General features: G+C 69.1%; 13 protein-coding genes. 7 read left to right on the top strand and 6 right to left on the bottom strand.

Annotated features, from left to right (window positions below; genetic code table 11):
* Positions 1–12: 12 nt before the first annotated feature.
* A complete protein-coding gene (locus ACFWPH_RS23845) occupies positions 13–717 on the top strand; it encodes an enoyl-CoA hydratase-related protein (RefSeq protein WP_378754350.1) in 705 nt (234 codons plus the stop codon).
* 271 nt (positions 718–988) lie between these two features.
* Entirely contained in the window at positions 989–2,146 is a 1,158-nt protein-coding gene (locus tag ACFWPH_RS23840) for a M20 family metallopeptidase (protein ID WP_378754492.1), read from the top strand.
* 211 nt (positions 2,147–2,357) lie between these two features.
* Here ACFWPH_RS23840 and ACFWPH_RS23835 read toward each other — a convergent pair whose 3' ends face one another.
* Positions 2,358–2,837: a gamma-glutamylcyclotransferase gene (locus ACFWPH_RS23835; protein ID WP_280398103.1), complete on the bottom strand. Its 480-nt coding sequence runs from the start codon at positions 2,835–2,837 to the stop codon at positions 2,358–2,360.
* Between the two features lie 210 nt (positions 2,838–3,047).
* Here ACFWPH_RS23835 and ACFWPH_RS23830 point away from each other — a divergent pair, with 210 nt between their 5' ends.
* From ACFWPH_RS23830 to ACFWPH_RS23815, 4 genes are all read left to right on the top strand, one after another.
* Positions 3,048–4,451: an NAD(P)H-quinone dehydrogenase gene (locus tag ACFWPH_RS23830; RefSeq protein ID WP_378754349.1), complete on the top strand. Its 1,404-nt coding sequence runs from the start codon at positions 3,048–3,050 to the stop codon at positions 4,449–4,451.
* Between the two features lie 595 nt (positions 4,452–5,046).
* Positions 5,047–6,048 (top strand): hypothetical protein, encoded by a 1,002-nt coding sequence (locus ACFWPH_RS23825; protein ID WP_378754348.1) that lies wholly within the window; start codon positions 5,047–5,049, stop codon positions 6,046–6,048.
* Between the two features lie 73 nt (positions 6,049–6,121).
* Positions 6,122–7,249, top strand: a complete 1,128-nt coding sequence (locus ACFWPH_RS23820) for a hypothetical protein (protein ID WP_378754347.1) — start codon at positions 6,122–6,124, stop codon at positions 7,247–7,249.
* Positions 7,250–7,331: 82 nt separating this feature from the next.
* Positions 7,332–8,546: a PLP-dependent aminotransferase family protein gene (locus tag ACFWPH_RS23815; RefSeq protein ID WP_378754346.1), complete on the top strand. Its 1,215-nt coding sequence runs from the start codon at positions 7,332–7,334 to the stop codon at positions 8,544–8,546.
* Here ACFWPH_RS23815 and glpK read toward each other — a convergent pair.
* Positions 8,528–10,024: a glycerol kinase GlpK gene (gene glpK, locus ACFWPH_RS23810; RefSeq protein ID WP_378754345.1), complete on the bottom strand. Its 1,497-nt coding sequence runs from the start codon at positions 10,022–10,024 to the stop codon at positions 8,528–8,530. The genes ACFWPH_RS23815 and glpK overlap by 19 nt on opposite strands.
* 138 nt (positions 10,025–10,162) lie before the next feature.
* Between glpK and ACFWPH_RS23805 the strand changes: the two genes are divergently transcribed.
* On the top strand, positions 10,163–11,896 hold the full coding sequence (locus ACFWPH_RS23805; protein ID WP_378754344.1) for a glycerol-3-phosphate dehydrogenase/oxidase: 1,734 nt from the start codon (positions 10,163–10,165) through the stop codon (positions 11,894–11,896).
* 439 nt (positions 11,897–12,335) lie between these two features.
* Here ACFWPH_RS23805 and ACFWPH_RS23800 read toward each other — a convergent pair whose 3' ends face one another.
* From ACFWPH_RS23800 to ACFWPH_RS23785, 4 genes are all read right to left on the bottom strand, one after another.
* Positions 12,336–12,527, bottom strand: a complete 192-nt coding sequence (locus ACFWPH_RS23800; RefSeq protein WP_378754343.1) for a hypothetical protein — start codon at positions 12,525–12,527, stop codon at positions 12,336–12,338.
* Between the two features lie 113 nt (positions 12,528–12,640).
* The gene (locus ACFWPH_RS23795; RefSeq protein ID WP_378754342.1) at positions 12,641–13,420 is read right to left on the bottom strand and encodes a DNA-formamidopyrimidine glycosylase family protein; all 780 of its coding nucleotides are present in this window, start codon (positions 13,418–13,420) and stop codon (positions 12,641–12,643) included.
* 327 nt (positions 13,421–13,747) lie between these two features.
* Positions 13,748–18,685 (bottom strand): ATP-dependent helicase, encoded by a 4,938-nt coding sequence (locus ACFWPH_RS23790; RefSeq protein WP_378754341.1) that lies wholly within the window; start codon positions 18,683–18,685, stop codon positions 13,748–13,750.
* A gap of 52 nt (positions 18,686–18,737) precedes the next feature.
* Positions 18,738–18,977, bottom strand: a complete 240-nt coding sequence (locus ACFWPH_RS23785) for a hypothetical protein (protein WP_378754340.1) — start codon at positions 18,975–18,977, stop codon at positions 18,738–18,740.
* Positions 18,978–19,195 lie beyond the last annotated feature (218 nt).

Genomic DNA, 19,195 nt, shown 5'->3' with positions numbered 1-19,195 from the left:
TACGCTCCACGTATGCCGTACCTGGAACGCGTGGAGAACGTTTTCGTATTGTCGCTGGGCAACGAGGGTCAGACCGACAGCGAGAACCGCTTCGGCCACGAATGGCTCGACGAGACGCATGCTCTGCTGGATACCGTGGAAGCGAGTTCAGGGCCCGCCGCTCTGGTCACGACAGCCACCGGAAAATTCTTCAGCAACGGCCTCGACACCGACTGGCTGTTCGCCAACCTCGACCGCATGCACGGTTACCTCGATCTCGTACACGGCCTGTTCAGCCGGATCCTGGCCTTCCCGCTGCCTACCGTGGCCGCCGTGAACGGGCATGCGTTCGGTGCCGGCGCCATGCTCGCGAGTTCGCACGATTTCCGGGTCATGCGCGCCGACCGCGGGTTCTGGTGCCTGCCCGAGGTGCATCTCGGGATGCCGTTCACGGTCGGAATGAACGCGCTGGTCACAGGCCGGCTGACCAATCAGGTCGCGCTCACCGCGATGACCACGGGCCACCGCTACGGCGGTCCGGAGGCATACGCCGCGGGCATCGTCGAGGAGACCGCCGATGCCGCCGATCTGCGCGATACCGCGGTCACCCGGGCCGCTGCCCTGGCAGCCAACCGGAACGCCAGCCTTCCGGTGATCAAACGTTCCCTGCATGCGGCGACGCTGGCGGCTCTGGCCGTCCCGACCACCGCGGACAACCTGGAATTCGCCAAGAGTTAGCATCCGGGTATCCGTTTCGTTGTCACTGTTCCGGTGGTCACACCCGGGACGTCGCCGGGCGCGGATCCGGCCGTGGTGGGAAACTGGAGGTGACGGCCGTTCCCCGAGGGGACGAGTGGAACCGCCGCCTGTACTGCGACCCAGGTCGCGGGCGATATGTGTTACGGGCCGGTCCCGGCACGCGGAGAAGTGGTTCGCAGCTGCTCGTTCTACGACAGGAGGATATTCGGTGAGCACATCCGGCCGTTCGGTGCGCGACGGACAGGACACGGTGACGGCGTGGCTGGCCGAGCACACGGTCGATCTCGTGCAGTGGCGACGGCATCTGCACGCGAACCCGGAGCTTTCCCGCACCGAGTTCGCCACCACCGAATTCGTCGGCACCTGGCTGACCAAGGCCGGCCTGTCGTTCCGGGTGCTGCCCAGCGGTACGGGCCTGATCTGCGATATCGGCCCGGAGAACGCCCCCAGGATCGCCCTGCGGGCCGATATGGACGCGCTACCGCTGCAGGAGTTCACCGGCCGGGATTTCGCCTCCACGGTTCCCGGCGTCTCCCATGCCTGCGGCCACGATGCGCATACCGCCGTCCTGCTCGGGACCGCGCTGGCCCTGGCCGACGCGGATCTGCCGGCCGGGGTCCGGCTGATCTTCCAGCATGCCGAGGAAGTGATGCCCGGCGGTGCCCTGGATATGGTCGCCGAAGGCGCTATGACCGGGGTGGATCGCGTCTTCGCCCTGCATTGCGACCCCCGGCTCGAGGTGGGTCGCGTGGGAATCCGGGTCGGCGCGATCACCTCCGCGGCCGACACCGTGGAACTGGTTCTGGACTCACCCGGCGGGCACACCTCCCGGCCCCACCTGACCAGTGACCTCGTCTACGCCATCGGCACCGTCATCACCGGCCTGCCCGGCCTGCTCAGCCGGCGGATCGACCCGCGCACCAGCACGGTCATGGTCTGGGGTGCGGTCAGCGCCGGCAAAGCGCCCAACGCCATACCGCAGACGGGGATGCTCACCGGCACCGTCCGCACCGGCGACCACGCCACCTGGTCGCTGCTGGAACCGCTGGTGCGGGAGATAGTCGACGGACTCCTCGCGCCGACCGGCGTGCGATACCAGCTCGACTACCGGCGCGGCGTACCACCGGTCGTGAACGACGAACAGTCGGTGCGGATGCTCAGCGACGCGGTCCGCGGGATCGGCCCGGACGCCCTCGCCGATACCCCGCAGTCCGGCGGCGGTGAGGACTTCTCCTGGTATCTGGAGGAAGTCCCGGGAGCGATGGCCCGGCTCGGCGTCTGGTCCGGTACGGGCCCCCAGCTCGACCTGCACCAGTCCACCTTCGATATCGACGAACGCGCCCTGGAGATCGGCGTCCGAACCTTCACCAACCTCGTCCTCCAGGCCGGTCGGCAACTCACCGCCTGACCTGCGCGAACCTGTCGCCACGGACTCCTCCGGGCAGCACCGAACCGAACGCAACCGACGGCAGCGCCGAGTCTTACGAGGCCCTGAAAGGTTTCGGCCCGTCCCTGCTTTCCGTGCTCGATGCCATGCGGCGCAGCCGCGAGCATCGAGTGCGGAAAGCAGGGACCAAGGGGGGCCGAAACCCCGCGCCGACGGAGTCGGCGCCGATAATTCAGCTGAAGTTGTTACCCGGGCCGACGTTGCGGCTGTTGCGGGTGCGTAGAGCGTGTACGTAGTCCGCTGGGGCACCGGCTTTTTCGGCGGCATCGGCCATCACGCCCAGATAGCGGGCCGAGGGGAGTCCGCCCTCGTAGGCGTCGAGAACGTACAGCCACGCCAGGATGGGTTCGGTGCCGCTGCCGGGGCTGGGAGTGACGCGGAGGCGGATCTTGCGGTGGATCCCGAAATCCGAGCCCTCCCACCGGTCCAGTCGCTGCTCGTCTTCCGGAGAGACGTCGTAGAGCACCACGAAGACCCGGGAACCCGGTTCTTCGACGACGGTGGCCAGCGGGCCTTCCCAGCCGATGTCGTCCCCGCTGAAGGTGAGGCGCCAGCCCTCCAGCCAGCCCGTCCCGAACATGGGGGAGTGCGGACAGCGCTCGAGCATCTGGGTCGAATCCATATTGGACCCGTAGGCAGCGTAGATCGGCACACCGGCAGCTTAGTTGTGTTCCGGCCCGCACCGGTACGGGGCGTCGTAATTGGTGCTGTGGGATCTGCTTCGAGGGCGTTTACGGGTGCCTCCGGCCGTGCCCGGACTGTCGCTGAGATCCACTGAACAGCACCGACTAGGATTGTCTCGGCGAGTGAGGGCCGCGACGCTGCCGCGCGCCGGGCGCGGGTGATCAGGACAGGGGAAGTTATGACCCGCATTGCAATCATCGGTGGCGGACCCGCAGGCTACGAGGCGGCGCTGGTGGCGGCGCAGCACGGCGCGCAGGTCGTACTGATCGATTCCGATGGTATCGGCGGGGCGTGTGTGCTCTGGGACTGTGTCCCGTCCAAGACGTTCATCGCATCCACCGGGATACGCACCGATCTGCGGCGGGCCCGCAATCTGGGGATAACGCTGGATCCGAGCCAGGCCGAGGTGCGGTTGCCGGAGGTCAATGAGCGGGTGAAGGCGCTGGCGCTGGCGCAGTCGTCGGATATCCGGTCCAAGTTGCAGGGCGCGGGTGTCCGGGTGCTGCCCGGCTGGGGCCGGTTGGCGGGCCCGGGGTCGGGCCGGGCCACGCACCGGGTCGCCGTGTCCTGTCCGGATGCCGCCGACGAAACCGTGGAGGCCGAGGTGGTGCTGATCGCGACGGGTGCTTCGCCGCGAGTACTGGCCGGCGCCGAGCCCGATGGGGAGCGGATCCTGAACTGGCGCCAGCTCTACGATCTGGCCGAACTGCCGGAAACCCTGGTGGTGGTCGGATCGGGTGTTACCGGCGCGGAATTCGTCTCCGCCTACACCGAAATGGGTGTCCGAGTGATCCTGGTCTCCAGCCGGGACCGGGTGCTGCCGGGCGAAGATGCCGATGCCGCACTGGTTCTCGAGGATGCTTTCGCCGAGCGCGGTGTGGAACTGGTCAAACACGCCCGCGCCGACAAGGTGGAACGTACGGCCGTCGGTGTGCTGGTAACCCTTTCCGACGGTCGCACAGTTACCGGTTCGCACGCCCTCATGACCGTCGGCTCGACGCCGAACACCACCGGTCTCGGATTGGAGGAGGCGGGCCTCGAACTCGACCGCGGCGGATACCTGCGGGTCGACCGGGTCTCGCGCACACCGGTCCCGGGCATCTACGCGGCCGGCGACTGCACCGGCCTGTTGCCGCTGGCCTCGGTGGCCGCCATGCAGGGCCGGATCGCGATGTACCACGCGCTCGGCGAGGGCGTGAGCCCGATCCGCCTGAAAACGGTGGCCTCGGCAGTGTTCACCCGCCCCGAGATCGCGACGGTCGGAGTGAGCCAGACCGCCATCGACGACGGCGAGGTACCGGCCCGGACGGTGATGCTGCCGCTGAACACCAATCCGCGCGCCAAGATGTCGGGATTGCGCCGCGGTTTCGTGAAGATCTTCTGCCGCCCGGCGACCGGCGTGGTGATCGGCGGTGTCGTGGTCGCACCCATCGCCTCGGAACTGATCCTGCCGATCGCTCTGGCCGTGCAGAACAATCTCACGGTCAACGATCTGGCGCAGACGTTCTCGGTCTACCCCTCGCTCACCGGTTCGGTCATGGAAGCGGCTCGCCAGCTCATGCGCCACGACGACCTGGGCTGACCCTGCCGCTGGTCGCGCTGCCCCGTCGTCGTTGATGAGCGAGAATCCACAGCCTCATGCGGGCCGGTGGAGGCCCCGACGGCGCCGCGGCCCGCCTGCAGGCACAGCCGTCGAAGCTGAACTGCCCAGCCGCAGCACCGAGTTCAGCGACTTTGCGTCCGGCCACCTTCAGCACCGGACGTAACCACCTGCAGTGCCGAGTCTTACGAGGCCCTGAGAGGTTTTGGCCCGTCCCTGCTTTCCGCGCTCGATGCAATGCGGCGCAGCCGCGAGCATCGAGTGCGGAAAGCAGGGACCAAGGTGGGCCAAAACCCGCGGCGCCGCAGGCGCCGCAAAAAGATACAGCACAGATTGCCGGACGGGCCGGGGTGTGGTTGACTTCCGGGGCAGAGATTGCGATCGGCGGGCGGTCGCGAGGTTTGGTGCCGGGGGGTTCGTCCTTTCGGACTCGGACAGCGAACGGCCCACTCAGGCCACCGCTGGAGTCGTGTCTCAGATGAGGCAGAACTGGTTGCGGTGCGCAGGTGCCGCCGCATCCGGGAAAGGGATTGGGCGAATAGTGAAACATCGTAAGCCGAGCCGGGCGACTCGGGCGGTGGCGAGCACTTCGCTGCCGCTTGCGACCGCAGCGGCCATGGCCATCTTCGCATCGCCGGCGGGGGCCGTTCCGGGTGATCAGCCGACCACGCCGACGACTCCGGCGCCCGCTCAGCCGGGTGCTACGCCGGAGCAGGAGGGTCCGGAGACCACGCCGAGCCAGCCGGGTGTGCAGAACGAGGGCGGGCAGAGTCGGGACGGGAACGACGAGGAGTCGGGTAGTACTCCCACTCCGAGTCAGCCCGGGGTGACGACGCCGAAGCCGGGTGAGGAAGGCGAGCAGGCTCTTACGGGTCCGACTCAGCCGGGTGTCACCACGCCGCGTGTGGCGCCGCTGCCCGTTCCGGGTCAGGACGATCCGGTGCAGCCGGCGATCGCGCCGGATAAGCCCGAGGGTGAGCAGCCTGCGGTGCCGGGGCAGCCGGGCGATCGGCCGGCCGGCCCCGAGACCGAGGGCGACGCGCAGGCCGCCGATCCGGGCACCGAGACTTTGGTCCAGCCGCAGGCTCCCGAGTGGGAGGCTCCGCGCCTGCAGTCGGCGCCGGTGGCGCCGGTGGTGGAGATGCAGGGCGCGCATATGGAGGTCGGTGCCGCCATCGACGGCGGTGCGCTGGCGCCTGGGCATTTCGCCAATACGCATCACTTCACGAACCAGTCGGGGTATGTCGGTACGGCCGGTTTCCGTACCCCCACGGGTACCGGCGAGGCCGGTATCTCGGTGGAGTTCGTCGACGAGAACACCATCAATGTCTCCACCTTCACCGGTGGGAACGGGCTGCCGGACAATCGGCTCGATCACACGATCGACACCACCCCGGTGAACACCGCCAAGGCGGCTGTCGAGCACTGGATCGCCATGCAGCCGGGCGGCGCGGACGCGCTGAAGGCCGCGGCCGAGATTCCGCCGCCTCCGCCGCTGCTGCCGCCGGGTAACTACCCGGAGCAGTCGATCAACGTCGCTGGTGTCAATACCAACTGGGGTGGTTCGCTCCAGTACTGATACGAGTGAAATCTTGCCGGGTGGGGCGGTCGGGTACGGCCGCCCCACCCGCGTGTCTCGAAAGGGATGGGCCGTGACCGGCGAGGGCGAAGACAAGAGGCGCGAATCCGACCGGGCGGATTTCGGTCCGCCCACGGGTGATTTCGGGCCGCCGGTATCGGAATTCGGCCCGCCCGTATCGGAGTTCGGGCCCCCGGTATCGGAGTTCGGGCCGCCGACCGGTGATCTACCGGTGCAGGGCTGGCAACCGGCGGGCGCGGAGAACCCGGAGCTGGCCTGGCGGCCGGCCGACGGGGCCCCGGGCACGTCGCCGGAGCCGCCGACGGTTCCTGCGCCGCCGCCGCAGTATCGTGCGCCGGACAGTTCCACGCCGGCGTATCCGGCGACCGGTGATTCCGTGCCGGTGACTCGTCCGCGTCCGGGGAGCGCCGATGACGCGACGGTGCGTCATTCCCTGCCTGCCGATCCGGCGTCGCAACGCCGGCCGGGTACCGAGCCGGCGCCGGAGTCGGAACAGGCGACAGTGCGGCACAGTGCCGCAGATCTGCGCTGGCCCGGTTCCGAACCGAGCGATCGAGGAGACGAGCCGGTGCGGCCGCGTTCGGGCGGCCTGTCATGGGACAGCGACCCGATCGCACAGAAACTCACGCCGCAGTCGGTGTCGAGCGCCCTGACCGAGAAACCGCGTCGCGATCTGCCTATCGGCACGATTGTCACGGTGGCGGCGGTGATCGTGGCGTTCATCGCGGTCGGCGTGGCGATTGTCGTGGTCCGGGGCGACGGCGGTGAAGGGGGTACCGGGCCCACTGCGGAGGCCATCGAAGGGCTGAGTTGCCCGGCGACGCAGGACGGCGCGGTCACGGTGGGTAGCGGTGCCGGCGATACGACGAGCGGGCCGGATGCCGTGCTCGGTTTCCAGCACGCCTTCTACGTCCAGCGCAGCGGTACCGCTGCGCGGGAGTTCGTGGCGCCGGATTCGCCGGCCATTTCCTCCGCCGAGACCATCCAGGGCGGGATCGATGAGCAGATCCCGGCCGGTACGCAGCATTGTGTGCGGATCACCGAGCGGACCGCCAATACCTTCGATGTGGACCTCACCGAGCGCCGACCGAACGGGGTGACGACGGTGTACAAGCAGACGGTCACCACGGTGGAGCGCGACGGGAAGACGCTGCTGTGGGTTATCGAGGATCGCCGCTGATCCCATGATCTGAGATCACAGTTTCATATTCTGGTTTTCATGGGATGATTGGGTATCGACCAGGTGATACCCGGAGGCCCCCATGCCCGATGAAGAAGCTGCGCCACTGGCCGGAAAGCTGGCCGGGCTGACCAGTTCCGCCATCCGCGACCTGCTGAAACTCACCGCCGCGGCGGATGTCATCAGCCTCGCCGGTGGTCTGCCCGATGCCGCGCTCATGCCCGGTCCGCGGATCGCGGCGGCGGCGGAATCGGCGCTGCGCGGTCCCGGCGTGCTCCAGTACACCGAGTCGCCGGGCTGGGGACCGCTGCGCGATGTCCTCGCCGGTCGGGAATCCGTGCGACTGGGCCGGCCGGTCGGGGTCGGGGAAGTGTTCGTCACCCACGGCTCCCAGCAGGCGTTATCGCTGCTCGCGGAGGTGCTGCTCGACCCCGGCGCGCTGGTCGTGGTCGAGGATCCGGCCTATGTCGGCGCGCTTCAGGTGTTCCGGGCCGCCGGCGCCCAGATCGTGGCCGTGCCGCTGGACAGCGAGGGTATGCGGGTCGACCTGCTCGAAGAACTGATCGCCGCCGGGCAGCGGCCCGCAGTCGTGCATACGGTGAGCAACTTCCACAATCCGGGCGGTGTCACCATGAGCCCTCGCCGGCGCCGGGCGCTGGCCGCCGCGGCCGAGAAGCACCGGTTCTGGGTGATCGAGGACGACCCGTACGGCGAACTGTGGTTCGACCGGCCCGCACCGGAACCGGTCGCGACGTATTCGCCGGCGGTGATCCGGCTGTCCTCGGCGTCCAAGATCCTGGCTCCGACCCTGCGGGTGGGATGGATGGTCGCCCCGGAACGGGTCTGCCGCGCGGTCGAACTGCTGAAACAGGGCGCCGACCTGTGCGGTTCCGCACTGACCCAGCAGATCGCCGCCGAACTATTGGCCGATACCGAGTGGCTCGGCGGCCATATCGATACGGTGCGCGGGGTCTACGCCGCCCGCGCCACCGCGCTGGTGGACGCCGTGGCCGAGCAGTTCGGTGATCGTCTGCGCTGCAGTTCCGCCTCCGGCGGGATGTTCGTATGGGCGGAGTTCACCGACGGTACCGACACCACCGAACTGTTGCCCCGTGCGCTCGACGCGGGTGTCGCCTTCGTGCCCGGGCAGGCGTTCGCGGTCGCCACCCCGTACTCGCATGCCATGCGCATGTGTTTCACCACCGCGGCGCCCGAAGTGCTGGGAGAGGCCGTGACCCGGCTGGCACGGGCAGCGGAGCAAGTCCCCGCGGCGGCCGGTCAGTCCGCCCAGTTGTAGGTGCGTTCCACGGCCTTGTTCCAGTCGCGTAAACGGGACTCGCGTTCGGCAGCCGGCATGGCCGGGTTCCATGTGGTTTCGGCGGTCCAGTTGGCGCGGATATCGTCGGTACCCGACCAGTAATCGACCGCCAGCCCCGCGGCGTACGCGGCACCCAGGGCGGTGGTCTCGTTGACCAGCGGGCGAACCACCGGAAGGTCGAGGATATCGGCCTGGAACTGCATGAGCAGATCGTTGGCGACCATCCCGCCGTCGACCTTGAGCGCGACCGATTCCAGGTTCAAGTCGTTGGCTTCGGCGTCCGCGCGCATCGCGTCCATCACCTCACGGGTCTGGAACGCGGTCGATTCGAGGATCGCCCGCGCCAGATGCGCCTTGGTGACGAACCGGGTGAGGCCCGCGATGACACCGCGGGCATCGGGCCGCCAGCGCGGCGCGAACAGCCCGGAGAAAGCAGGCACGATATAGGCGCCGCCGTTATCGTCCACGGTGCGGGCCAGATCCTCGATTTCCGGCGCGGCATCGATGATGCCGAGGTTGTCGCGGAACCACTGCACGAGGGCGCCGGTGACGGCGATCGACCCCTCCAGCGCATACACCGGCGGCCGCTCACCCAGCCGGTAGCAGACGGTGGTGAGCAGGCCGTGTTCGCTGAACACCGGTGTGGTGCCGGTGTTCAGCAGCATGAAGTTCCCGGTGCCGTAGGTGTTCTTGGCCTCGCCGGGGGACAGGCACGCCTGCCCGAATGTCGCGGCCTGCTGGTCGCCGAGGATGCCCGCGACCGGTATCCCGGCCAGCGGTCCCGCGGCGATCTCCGCGTAGACCTCCGAGGAACTGCGGATCTCCGGCAGCATCGGTGTCGGCACGCCGATCTCGGCGCAGATCTCGCTGTCCCATTGCAGGGTCCGCAGATCCATCAGCAGCGTTCGTGACGCATTGGTGACATCGGTGATGTGCCGGCCGGTCAGATTCCACAGCACCCAGCTGTCCACCGTGCCGAAGCACAGCTCCCCGGCCTCGGCCCGCTGCCTGGCGCCGGGAACGGCATCCAGGATCCAGCGCACCTTCGGACCGGAGAAATAGGTCGACAGTGGTAGTCCGGTGCGATCGGCGTAGCGGCCGGCACCCTGATCACCGGCCAGTTCGGTGCACAGCCGGTCGGTGCGGGTGTCCTGCCAGACGATGGCGTTGTGGATCGGCCGGCCTGTCTCGCGTTCCCACACCACCGTGGTCTCGCGTTGATTCGTGACACCGACCGCCGCGATATCGGCCGCCTGGGCCCCGGCCTCGTCCAAAGCCGCACCGAGCACGAATTCGGTGTTACGCCAGAGTGTTTCCGGATCGTGCTCCACCCAGCCCGGTTTCGGGAAGAGCTGCTCGTGTTCCCGCTGGGCCAGGCCCGCGATCCGGCCTGAGCGGTCGAAGAGAATGCATCTGCTCGAGGTCGTGCCCTGGTCGATGGCGGCCACATAGCGCATGGCAGGAGGCTAGCGTAACCGGGCATGTCGGTGACGGGTGTCTCGCTGCGCCCGATCGTCGCGGATCTGCGCATAGGCTGTAGGGCGAACTCACGGAACCATAGCCGACCTCGTCGAACGCTCCAGGAGTCGAAACCCATGACCATTCAGCCGGGATCACAGTTTCTAGGACCGGACCAGCGGCGCACGGCCTGGGACCGGCTCGGCAAGGACCATTTCGATGTGATCGTGGTGGGCGGCGGGGTCGTCGGGGCCGGTATCGCGCTGGACGCCGCGACCCGCGGGCTGCGGGTGGCGCTGGTGGAGGCGCGGGATCTGGCATCGGGTACCTCCAGTCGCTCGTCGAAAATGTTCCACGGCGGCCTGCGGTATCTGGAACAGCTGGAATTCGGGCTGGTGCGGGAGGCGCTGAAAGAGCGCGAACTGTCCATGGCGCGGCTCGCACCCCATCTGGTGAAACCGCTGCGCTTCCTGTATCCGCTCACGCGCCGGGGCTGGGAACGCCCGTACGTGGCCGCGGGACTGTTCCTCTACGACACCATGGGTGGCGCGAAATCGGTTCCCGGGCAGAGTCATCTGTCCCGGCACGGTGCCCTGCGGCTGGCGCCGGGGTTGCGCCGGAATTCACTGATCGGCGGGATCAGCTACTACGACACCGTGGTCGACGATGCCCGGCACACCATGACGGTGGCCCGGACCGCGGCCCACTACGGGGCGGTGATCCGCACCTCGACCCAGGTGGTCGGGTTCCTGCGCGAAGCGGACCGGGTGGTCGGGGTCCGGGTACGCGACAGCGAGGACGGGTGCAGCGCCGAGGTCCGCGGCCATGTGGTGATCAATGCGGCCGGAGTGTGGACCGACGAGGTGCAGGCACTGTCACAGCAGCGCGGCCGGTTCCATGTACGGGCGTCGAAGGGCGTGCATATCGTGGTCCCGCGGGACCGGATCGTCAGTGATGCCGCGATCATCCTGCGCACCGCGACCTCGGTACTGTTCGTCATTCCGTGGGGCGCGCACTGGATCGTGGGCACCACCGATACCGATTGGAATCTGGACCTGGCACATCCGGCCGCCACCAAGGCCGATATCGACTACTTGCTCGAACGGGTGAACGAGGTGCTGGTCACCCCGCTCACTCATGCCGATATCGACGGCGTCTACGCCGGTCTGCGACCGCTGCTGGCCGGGGAGAGCGACGACACGTCGAAACTGTCGCGCGAGCATGCGGTGGCCCGGATCGCACCGGGCCTGGTCGCGATCGCCGGCGGGAAATACACCACCTACCGGGTGATGGCCTACGACGCGGTGGACGAGGCCGCGCAGGACATTCCCGCCCGGGTGTCGCCCTCGATCACCGAGAAAGTTCCGTTGCTCGGCGCCGACGGATATTTCGCGCTGGTCAACCAGACGGTGCAACTCGCCGACGAGTACGGTCTGCATCCCTACCGGGTGAAGCATCTGCTGGACCGCTACGGCTCGCTGATCGACGAGGTCATGGCGTTCGCGGCGGACCGCCCGGAACTACAGCAGCCGATCGCGGCCGCGCCCTCGTACCTGAAGGTGGAAGCCGTGTACGCGGCCGCCGCGGAAGGCGCACTGCATCTCGACGACGTGCTGGCCCGCCGTACCCGCATCTCCATCGAATACCCGCATCGCGGCGCCGACTGCGCCGAGGAAGTGGCGGGTCTGATGGCCGGGGTGCTCGGCTGGGACGAGGCCGAAACGAGCCGGGAGGTCCGGACCTACCTGGCCCGGGTGGACGCCGAGGTGCGCTCACAGACTCAGCCCGACGACGCCTCCGCCGACGCGCTACGCGTGGCCGCGCCGGAACCCCGGCCGGAGATCCTGGAACCGGTGCCGATCGAGCGTTGAACGCCGATCGTGCCCGCCGCCGCTCGACGGCAGCGTGCGACCTGCAATCGGGTGTATGTATGCCACGGGGCGGGCCGTCTCCGCTCATCGAACACCAGGCGCCCGGCTTCCGGGCCGGTGACGCCGCATCGGGGGACGTGGATCCGGCATGCCATGGGTAGGCGCCGTGATGCACAGGCCGTTCGGCGGCCGGCGATCGCCTCCTCAACGGTTGCCGCCCGGTTTCGGTGGTCCGCGTGGACCGTAGGCGGGGGCTACCGCGGACAGCGTGGGCGTCGGCGGCTGCTGGCTGCGGTGCGGGGCCGGGTCGGCACCCTTACGGCCGGCGCCTGCTGTACCGGAGATCTCACGTCGCCGGGTGCTCCGCAACGTCGGCCACTGCGTCGAGTGGTCGCTCGGGGGGCAGCGATGGGTGGTCGGTGAATCGGGCCGCGGGCGGTCAGTGTGCCGCAGGTGGGATGTCCGCGGGAGCCGTGGTGATGGCGGGGCCGAGTGGTGAGGGCGTGGTGCTCGAGGGGGACGGGGCCGGGTGGAGCAGGAAATAGCAGAACACCGCGGTCGCCACGATAGCCAATATCGCCGACAACAATTTGCCGGCGAAGGCGGCCAGGTGGAGAGTTCGGGTGTACATGGGACCTGCTTCCGGTGCGGTACCCGTGTGTCGTCGCGACGATGCCGATCATTACCACGCCCATGGCGACCGTCACAGAAGTGGCAACGGCCGATATGCGACAGATTACGTGCTCATTCCGGTATGACCTGGCATTTCGGACAGTAGTAGATTCCGCGTTCCCGGCGGCTCACCTGATCACCGCGTGGCGCCGACTCACCCAGCAGATCGACCCGGACAGCGGTACCGCAGCGCTGGCAGGGGCGGCGCGCCCGCCCGTAGACCAGTGGCCGCCACGGCGGCTGATGGGCGGCCCGATACAGGACCCGGTGCGCTTCGTTGACGAGGGCGAGCAGATCTCCGGCCTCGGCCACCGGCCGGGCCGGATGTACCTTGCGCAGGTAGCAGACCTCGCTGCGGTAGATATTGCCGATTCCGGCGAGGTTGCGCTGATCCAGTAGCGCCAGCCCGATCGGAGTGTCCGGCTGCCGGGCCAGCCGGTCGACGGCGACGCCCGGATCCCAGTCGGGGCCCAGCAGATCGGGCCCGAGATGATCGATTGCGGTGTGCTCGTCGGCGCGCCGCAGCACCTCCACCAGCCCCAGGTCGAATCCCACCGCCTCCACTTCGTCGGTGCCGAGCACGAGCCTGGCGGTGACCCGGGGTTTGGTCCAGCGCTGGCCGCAGTGGAACACCCGCCAGCTGCCCTCCATTTTCAGGTGGGTGTGGATGCTGACCGTCTCGGTGCGGACGAACAGGTGTTTCCCGTAACTGGCGACGCTGTCCACGACCTGCCCACGCAGATCGACGGTCGCGTAGCGGGGGACCCGGAAATCGCTGCGGGTGAGCGTTTCGCCCGTCAGCGCCGCCCGCAACCGACCGGCGGCCAGGAACACCACATCACCCTCCGGCATAGTCCTCCTCCACTTCGCGGGTGGTTCCACCGGCGCGGCCCGGGCGAAATTCCATGTCCTCGAGGGAATGGACGACCGGCACCGGCCGGTACTTCCGAGCATCGGCGGGGGGCGAGCGGAACACCCGCGCACCGTACGAACGGCTGTTCGGTACCGGCCGATGGGTGCCCGCAGCACCATGAAGCGGGTGGACCACCGTGTCGTAACCGGATGACGTCATCCCGTACTTGTTCCGGCAGGGTGGCGGGTGGCGCGCCACGTCGCCTTCTGCCCCGGGGGCGGGTAACGGCGCGTGCGCGCGAGCAGGGGCCGGACAGCCCTCGCCGGTCACCGTCGTCCGCGCAGGCGCAGGCCGCGCGGGGTATCGCTGAAACCGGCTCCGGTCAGGAAACCGGCGAATGTGTTGCCGTGCACCGATTCGCCGTCGACCCGGTCGATGACCAGCGAATCCACTCGACCCGAACGCACCAGATCGGCGAGCGCGGTGGCGGCGGCATGCCGGTCGGCCGGGTCCTCGGTGCAGGTGAGCAGGGTCCGGCCACCGCGCTCGAGGTACAGCACGAGTTCGCCGTCGACGAGTACGACCAGCGCCCCTGCTTTGCGGCCCGGGCGATGGCCGGCCCCGCCGGCTGTCTTGGGCCAGGCGAGGGCGGCACCGTACGGGTTTGCCGGATCGCAGGCCGCCAGCACCAGGGCCGGGGCGGCCGGCCGCCGGTCGCCCTCGAAGGAGCGCAATCGGTCCACCACATCGGTGGTGGAGAACTGGGCGCCGCCGAGGGAGTCCACGAAGTAGCCGCGCCGGCAGCGGCCGCGATCCTCGAATTCGCTGAGAACCCGGTAGGCGAGTGCGAACCCGCCGGGCATACCCTCGTTCTGCACCGCGCCCTTGGTCACCACACCGTAGCGTTCCAGCAGCAGGTCCGCGGTGGCGTGGGCGCGAACCGTGTTGTCGAGGGCGCGTTCGGGCAGCAACGACCACCGGCCTGCCACGGTGGGCGGTCCCGAACGGGTCGGCATGGCCGGCCGGGGCAGATAGGCGCGCCCGCGTGGCGCGCGCCGGGGGGTGCGGTGCGCGGCCGGTGTCCGGGTCGCCCCGGAGAGGCGTGCGCGCACGGGCGCGAAGGTATCGCCGGAGATCAGCCCGGCCCACACCAGGTCCCACAGCGCCGCCGCGACCCGAGGGTCGTCGAGAACGCCGGTCGCATCGGCGAGCTGACGGAAGAAATAGGCACCCCCACCACCGCGTAGAGCTAGGAGGGGCGAAACCCGGCCCGGCCCGGCCCGCCCGCCGACTGCATCCCGCCCCGCGGCAGAACCCGCCGTCGGCGACGACGATTCGACCCGATCGTCGGCTTCACCCTTGCCTGTGGCGGAGTCTGTTGTCGGTGACGGTGGTTCGAGTCGGTTGTCGGCTTTACTCTTGCCTGTGGCGGGGCCTGTTGTCGGTGACGGTGGTTCGAGTTGGTTGTCGGCTTTACTCTTGCCTGTGGCGGGGCCTGTTGTCGGCGATGGTGGTTCGAGTTGGTTGTCGGCTTTACTCTTGCCTGTGGCGGGGCCTGTTGTCGGCGATGGTGCTTCGAGTCCGCTGTCGGTTGTATCGGGTCCGGCGGCAGGACCTGCCGCCGACGATCCCAGCTCCTGCCCGGCTGCCGTCCCGCGTCCCGCGGCCGAACCGGTGGGCGACGCCGACCATGCGGCGGGTTCGGCGCCCAGTGCGGTCAGCAGGGTGAGGTGGAGGTCGTCGAGTTCCAGTTCGTCCGGGGCCGGCAGGGTCAGCGGAGCCTGGTCGGCCGGGTGCAGGGCGATCCATCCGTCCTTGGCGTTGATCATCCCGTGCCCGGACCACCGGACCTCACCGGTGGCCATGAGTTCGTCGAGCATCCCCGGCGTGTAGTCGCGGACGCGAGCGGGCAGTACCAGCGACTCCCACGCCGAAGCCGGTACCGGGACCCCGGCGAGCTGGTCCACCACGGCCGCCACCCCGTCGATACCGCGCAACTCCCCACTGCCGATGTGCTGCCAGTCGGGGAGGAAGCGTGCCAGGGCGGCCGTGGAAACCGGTTCGATCTCGTGCCGGGCGGCGGCCAGGCTGCGGCGGCGCAGCCGGCGCAGAACCTGGGTGTCACACCATTCGGACCCTGCCGTTTCGGGGGTGAATTCGCCTTCCACCACCCGCTTCTCGGCCACCAGCCGATGCAGTGCCGAGGCGACCACCGCGGAACCCAATCCGAAGCGCCGCGCGACCGCGTCCGTGCCGAAGGGGCCGTGGGTGCGCGCGAAGCGGGCCACCAGATCGCCCAGCGGATCGGGTACCGGCTCGATGAAGGCCGCCGGGGTGCCGATCGGCAGCGGAACGCCCAGTGCGTCGCGGAGCCGGGCGGCGTCCTCGATCGCGGCCCACCAGACCCGGCCCGCGTAGGTCACCTCCAGTGCCCGCCGGGCACCGGCGAGTTCGGCGAACCAGTCCGCCGGGTCTTCCCGGCAGCGCTGCCGGGCCTCGTCCGCGGTGAGCGGCCCGAGCAGGCGCAGCAGGTCCGCCAGGCCCTCCGCATCGCGTGCCTTGCGTTCCGGGGTGAGCCGCTGCAGTTCCTGTTCGGTCTGCGCGAGGATCTCGCCGTCGAGCAGTTCGCGTAGTTCCACTCGGCCCAGTAGTTCGGCCAGCAGGCTCGAGTCCAGGGACAGCGCCGCCGCGCGGCGTTCGGCGAGCGGGCTGTCGCCCTCGTACATGAACTGGCCGATGTAGTCGAACAGCAGTGCGTTGGCGAAGGGTGACGGGGTGGCGGTCTCCACTTCGACCAGCCGGATCTGCCGCCGCGCCACCCTGCCCAGCAGATCCCGCAGCGCGGGCAGATCGTAGACATCGCGCAGGCATTCCCGCACTGTCTCGAGCAGGATCGGGAAGTCCGGGAATTTCCGTGCGACATCGAGTAATTGGGCCGACCGCTGTCGCTGCTGCCACAGCGGCGCCCGCTTACCGGGATCCCGGCGGGGGAGTAGCAGTGCGCGGGCGGAGCATTCGCGGAACCGGGAGGCGAACAGGGCCGAACCGCCCACCTGCTCGGTCACGAGCTCGTCGATCTCGTCCGGTTCGAAGACGAACAGCTCCGCTCCCGGGGGTTCGTCGGTGGTATCGGGTAGCCGCACGACGATACCGTCGTCGGAGGCATTGGGCGAGGCATCCACCCCGAACCGTTCGCGCAGCCGGGCGCCGACGGCCAGCGCCCACGCCGCGTGCACCGGCATACCGTAGGGGGAGTGCAGGATCAGCCGCCAGTCGCCGAGTTCGTCGCGGAATCGTTCCACCACCAGGGTGCGATCGGTGGGCAGCCGGCCGGTGGCGGTGCGCTGATCATCCAGCAGCGCACGAAGATTGCCGACGGCGTTCTCGTCGAGCCCGGCGGCGGCCGTTCGCGCGGTGAAATCCCCGGACGCGGTATCCGAACCGGCCTTGCGGACGAATTCGCCCAGCGCGGCACCCAGTTCGGCCGGGCGGCCCAGCGAATCACCGTGCCAGAACGGTAACCGGCCGGGATGACCGAAGGCGGGGGTCACCAGGACGCGGTCGTAGGTGATGTCCTCGATCCGCCAGCTGGTGGCGCCGAGCGCGAACACATCGCCGACACGCGATTCGTAGACCATCTCCTCGTCGAGTTCGCCTACCCGGGAGGCTTTCTCGCCCACCATGTACACCGCGAACATACCGCGGTCTGGGATGGCGCCGCCGGAGGTCACCGCCAGCCGCTGGGCGCCGGGGCGGCCGGTGAGGGTGCCGGCGTCGCGGTCCCAGACCAGCCGCGGGCGTAGCTCGGCGAACTCGTCGGAGGGGTAGCGCCCGGCCAGCAGGTCCAGTACGGCCTCGTAGGACGACCGCGGCAGTGCCGCATAGCTGCCGGTGCCGCGGACGGTATCGAACCAGGTGTCGACGTCCAGTGGTTCCAGGGCGCAGGCCGCCACCGTCTGCTGCGCGAGGATATCCAGCGGATGCGCGGGTATCTTCAGTTCCTCGATCTGCCCGGCCAGCATCCGCTGCGCCGCCACCGCGCAGTGCATCACATCGGTGCGGTGTTTCGGGAACAGCACCCCGCGCGAGATCTCGCCCACCTGATGCCCGGCGCGGCCGATCCGCTGTAACCCGCTGGCCACCGAGGGCGGCGCCTCGACCTGCACCACCAGGTCCACGGCACCCATATCGATACCGAGTTCGAGGCTGCTGGTGGCCACCACGCAGCGCAACCGCCCGCTTTTCAGATCGTCCTCGATCAGGGCCCGCTGCTCCTTGCTCACCGACCCGTGGTGCGCCCGGGCGAGCAACGGTTCGGCGCCGTGGATTACCTCCGTGGAGGGGCCGAGCTGAGCGGGCGGGGCATGGGCGGTATCGGGGCCCTCCCCGAGCTGCCCCGCATAGGTTTCGTTCAACCGGGCGGTGAGCCGTTCGGCCAGGCGCCGGGAGTTCGCGAAGACGATCGACGACCGGTGGGCGAGAACGAGCTCGACGATCGATTCGTCCACATGCGGCCACAGCGAACCGGGCTGCTCGGAATCGCCCGGTTCCGTCATATCCTCGACCGGCACCCGTACCGACAGATCGAAGGTTTTCGGCGCGGGCGGCGACACGATGGTGATGGGGGCCGGCCCCACCAGGAATTTGCCCACTTCCGCGGGCGGGCGCACCGTCGCGGACAACCCGATCCGCTGGGCGGGCCGTTCGGTGAGCGTATCCAGCCGGGCCAGCGAGAGCGCCAGATGCGACCCGCGTTTGGACCCGGCGATCGCGTGCACCTCGTCCACGATCACCGTCCGGACCCCGCGCAGCGTCTCCCGGGCCGCCGAGGTGAGCATCAGGAACAGCGATTCCGGGGTCGTGATCAGGATGTTCGGGGGTGTGCGCTGTAACCGCCGCCGTTCCTGCGCCGGGGTATCCCCGGATCGGACGCCCACGCTGATCTCCGGCGCCGGCAGCCCGAGCCGCCGCGCCGTCTGGCGCACACCCACCAGCGGCGACCGCAGATTACGTTCCACATCCACCGCCAGCGCCTTCAATGGGGAGATGTAGAGCACGGACGTCCCGGCCACCGGCGGGTCGGCCCGAGCCAGCTCGTCGATGGCCCACAGAAACGCCGAGAGGGTCTTACCGGACCCGGTGGGCGCGATCACCAAGGTGTGCTCACCGGCCGAGATAGCCTGCCACGCACCCAGCTGAGCGTCCGTGGGCGCGGGGAACGCACCGTCGAACCACTGCTGGGTGGCGGCGGAGAACTCGGTCATGGATTCCAGTCTGCACCTGTCCACCGACAGTTGCCGGTGCACGCCCCGGCCTTCAGGGCAGGCTGCCGTCGACCAGTTCGGGATCCTCGTCGGTGATCTCGGGCGCCCCGAAATCGCGGATCAACTCGGCGAGGCGAACCAGATCGGCGGTGCTCACCCCGCCCACCGGCCGGAATTCCCGGTCGAGGCGGCGACGGAGGAACGCTGTTCTGGATATCCCGAGCGCATGAGCTTGCCGGTCTATCTCGTCGACTATTGCGCCGGGCACGGCACGGATCAGAATATCTGTCATTCCTCGATCACCTCCTGCTCGCGGGGGCACGACGGGCCCGGGGGCCGGCCCTGGATACGAGCCGGCGACCGGTGACAGTTCGGTGTTTCTATGCTGCGACGGTGCCTGGTGTTCGCAAACTCGAGTTGATCTCCCACGGTGTACCGCGGCGCTGAAGGCGGCACGTTCCCGGCCGGCTAACCGCTCACCCCGGCGGGACGGGCGGCGCTGGTGGAGCG

The sequence above is a fragment of the Nocardia sp. NPDC058499 genome (assembly GCF_042719915.1).
Classification (GTDB): Bacteria; Actinomycetota; Actinomycetes; order Mycobacteriales; family Mycobacteriaceae; genus Nocardia.
The sequence above is the reverse complement of the archived record's forward strand: the minus strand, read 5'-3'. Positions and strand labels throughout refer to the sequence as shown.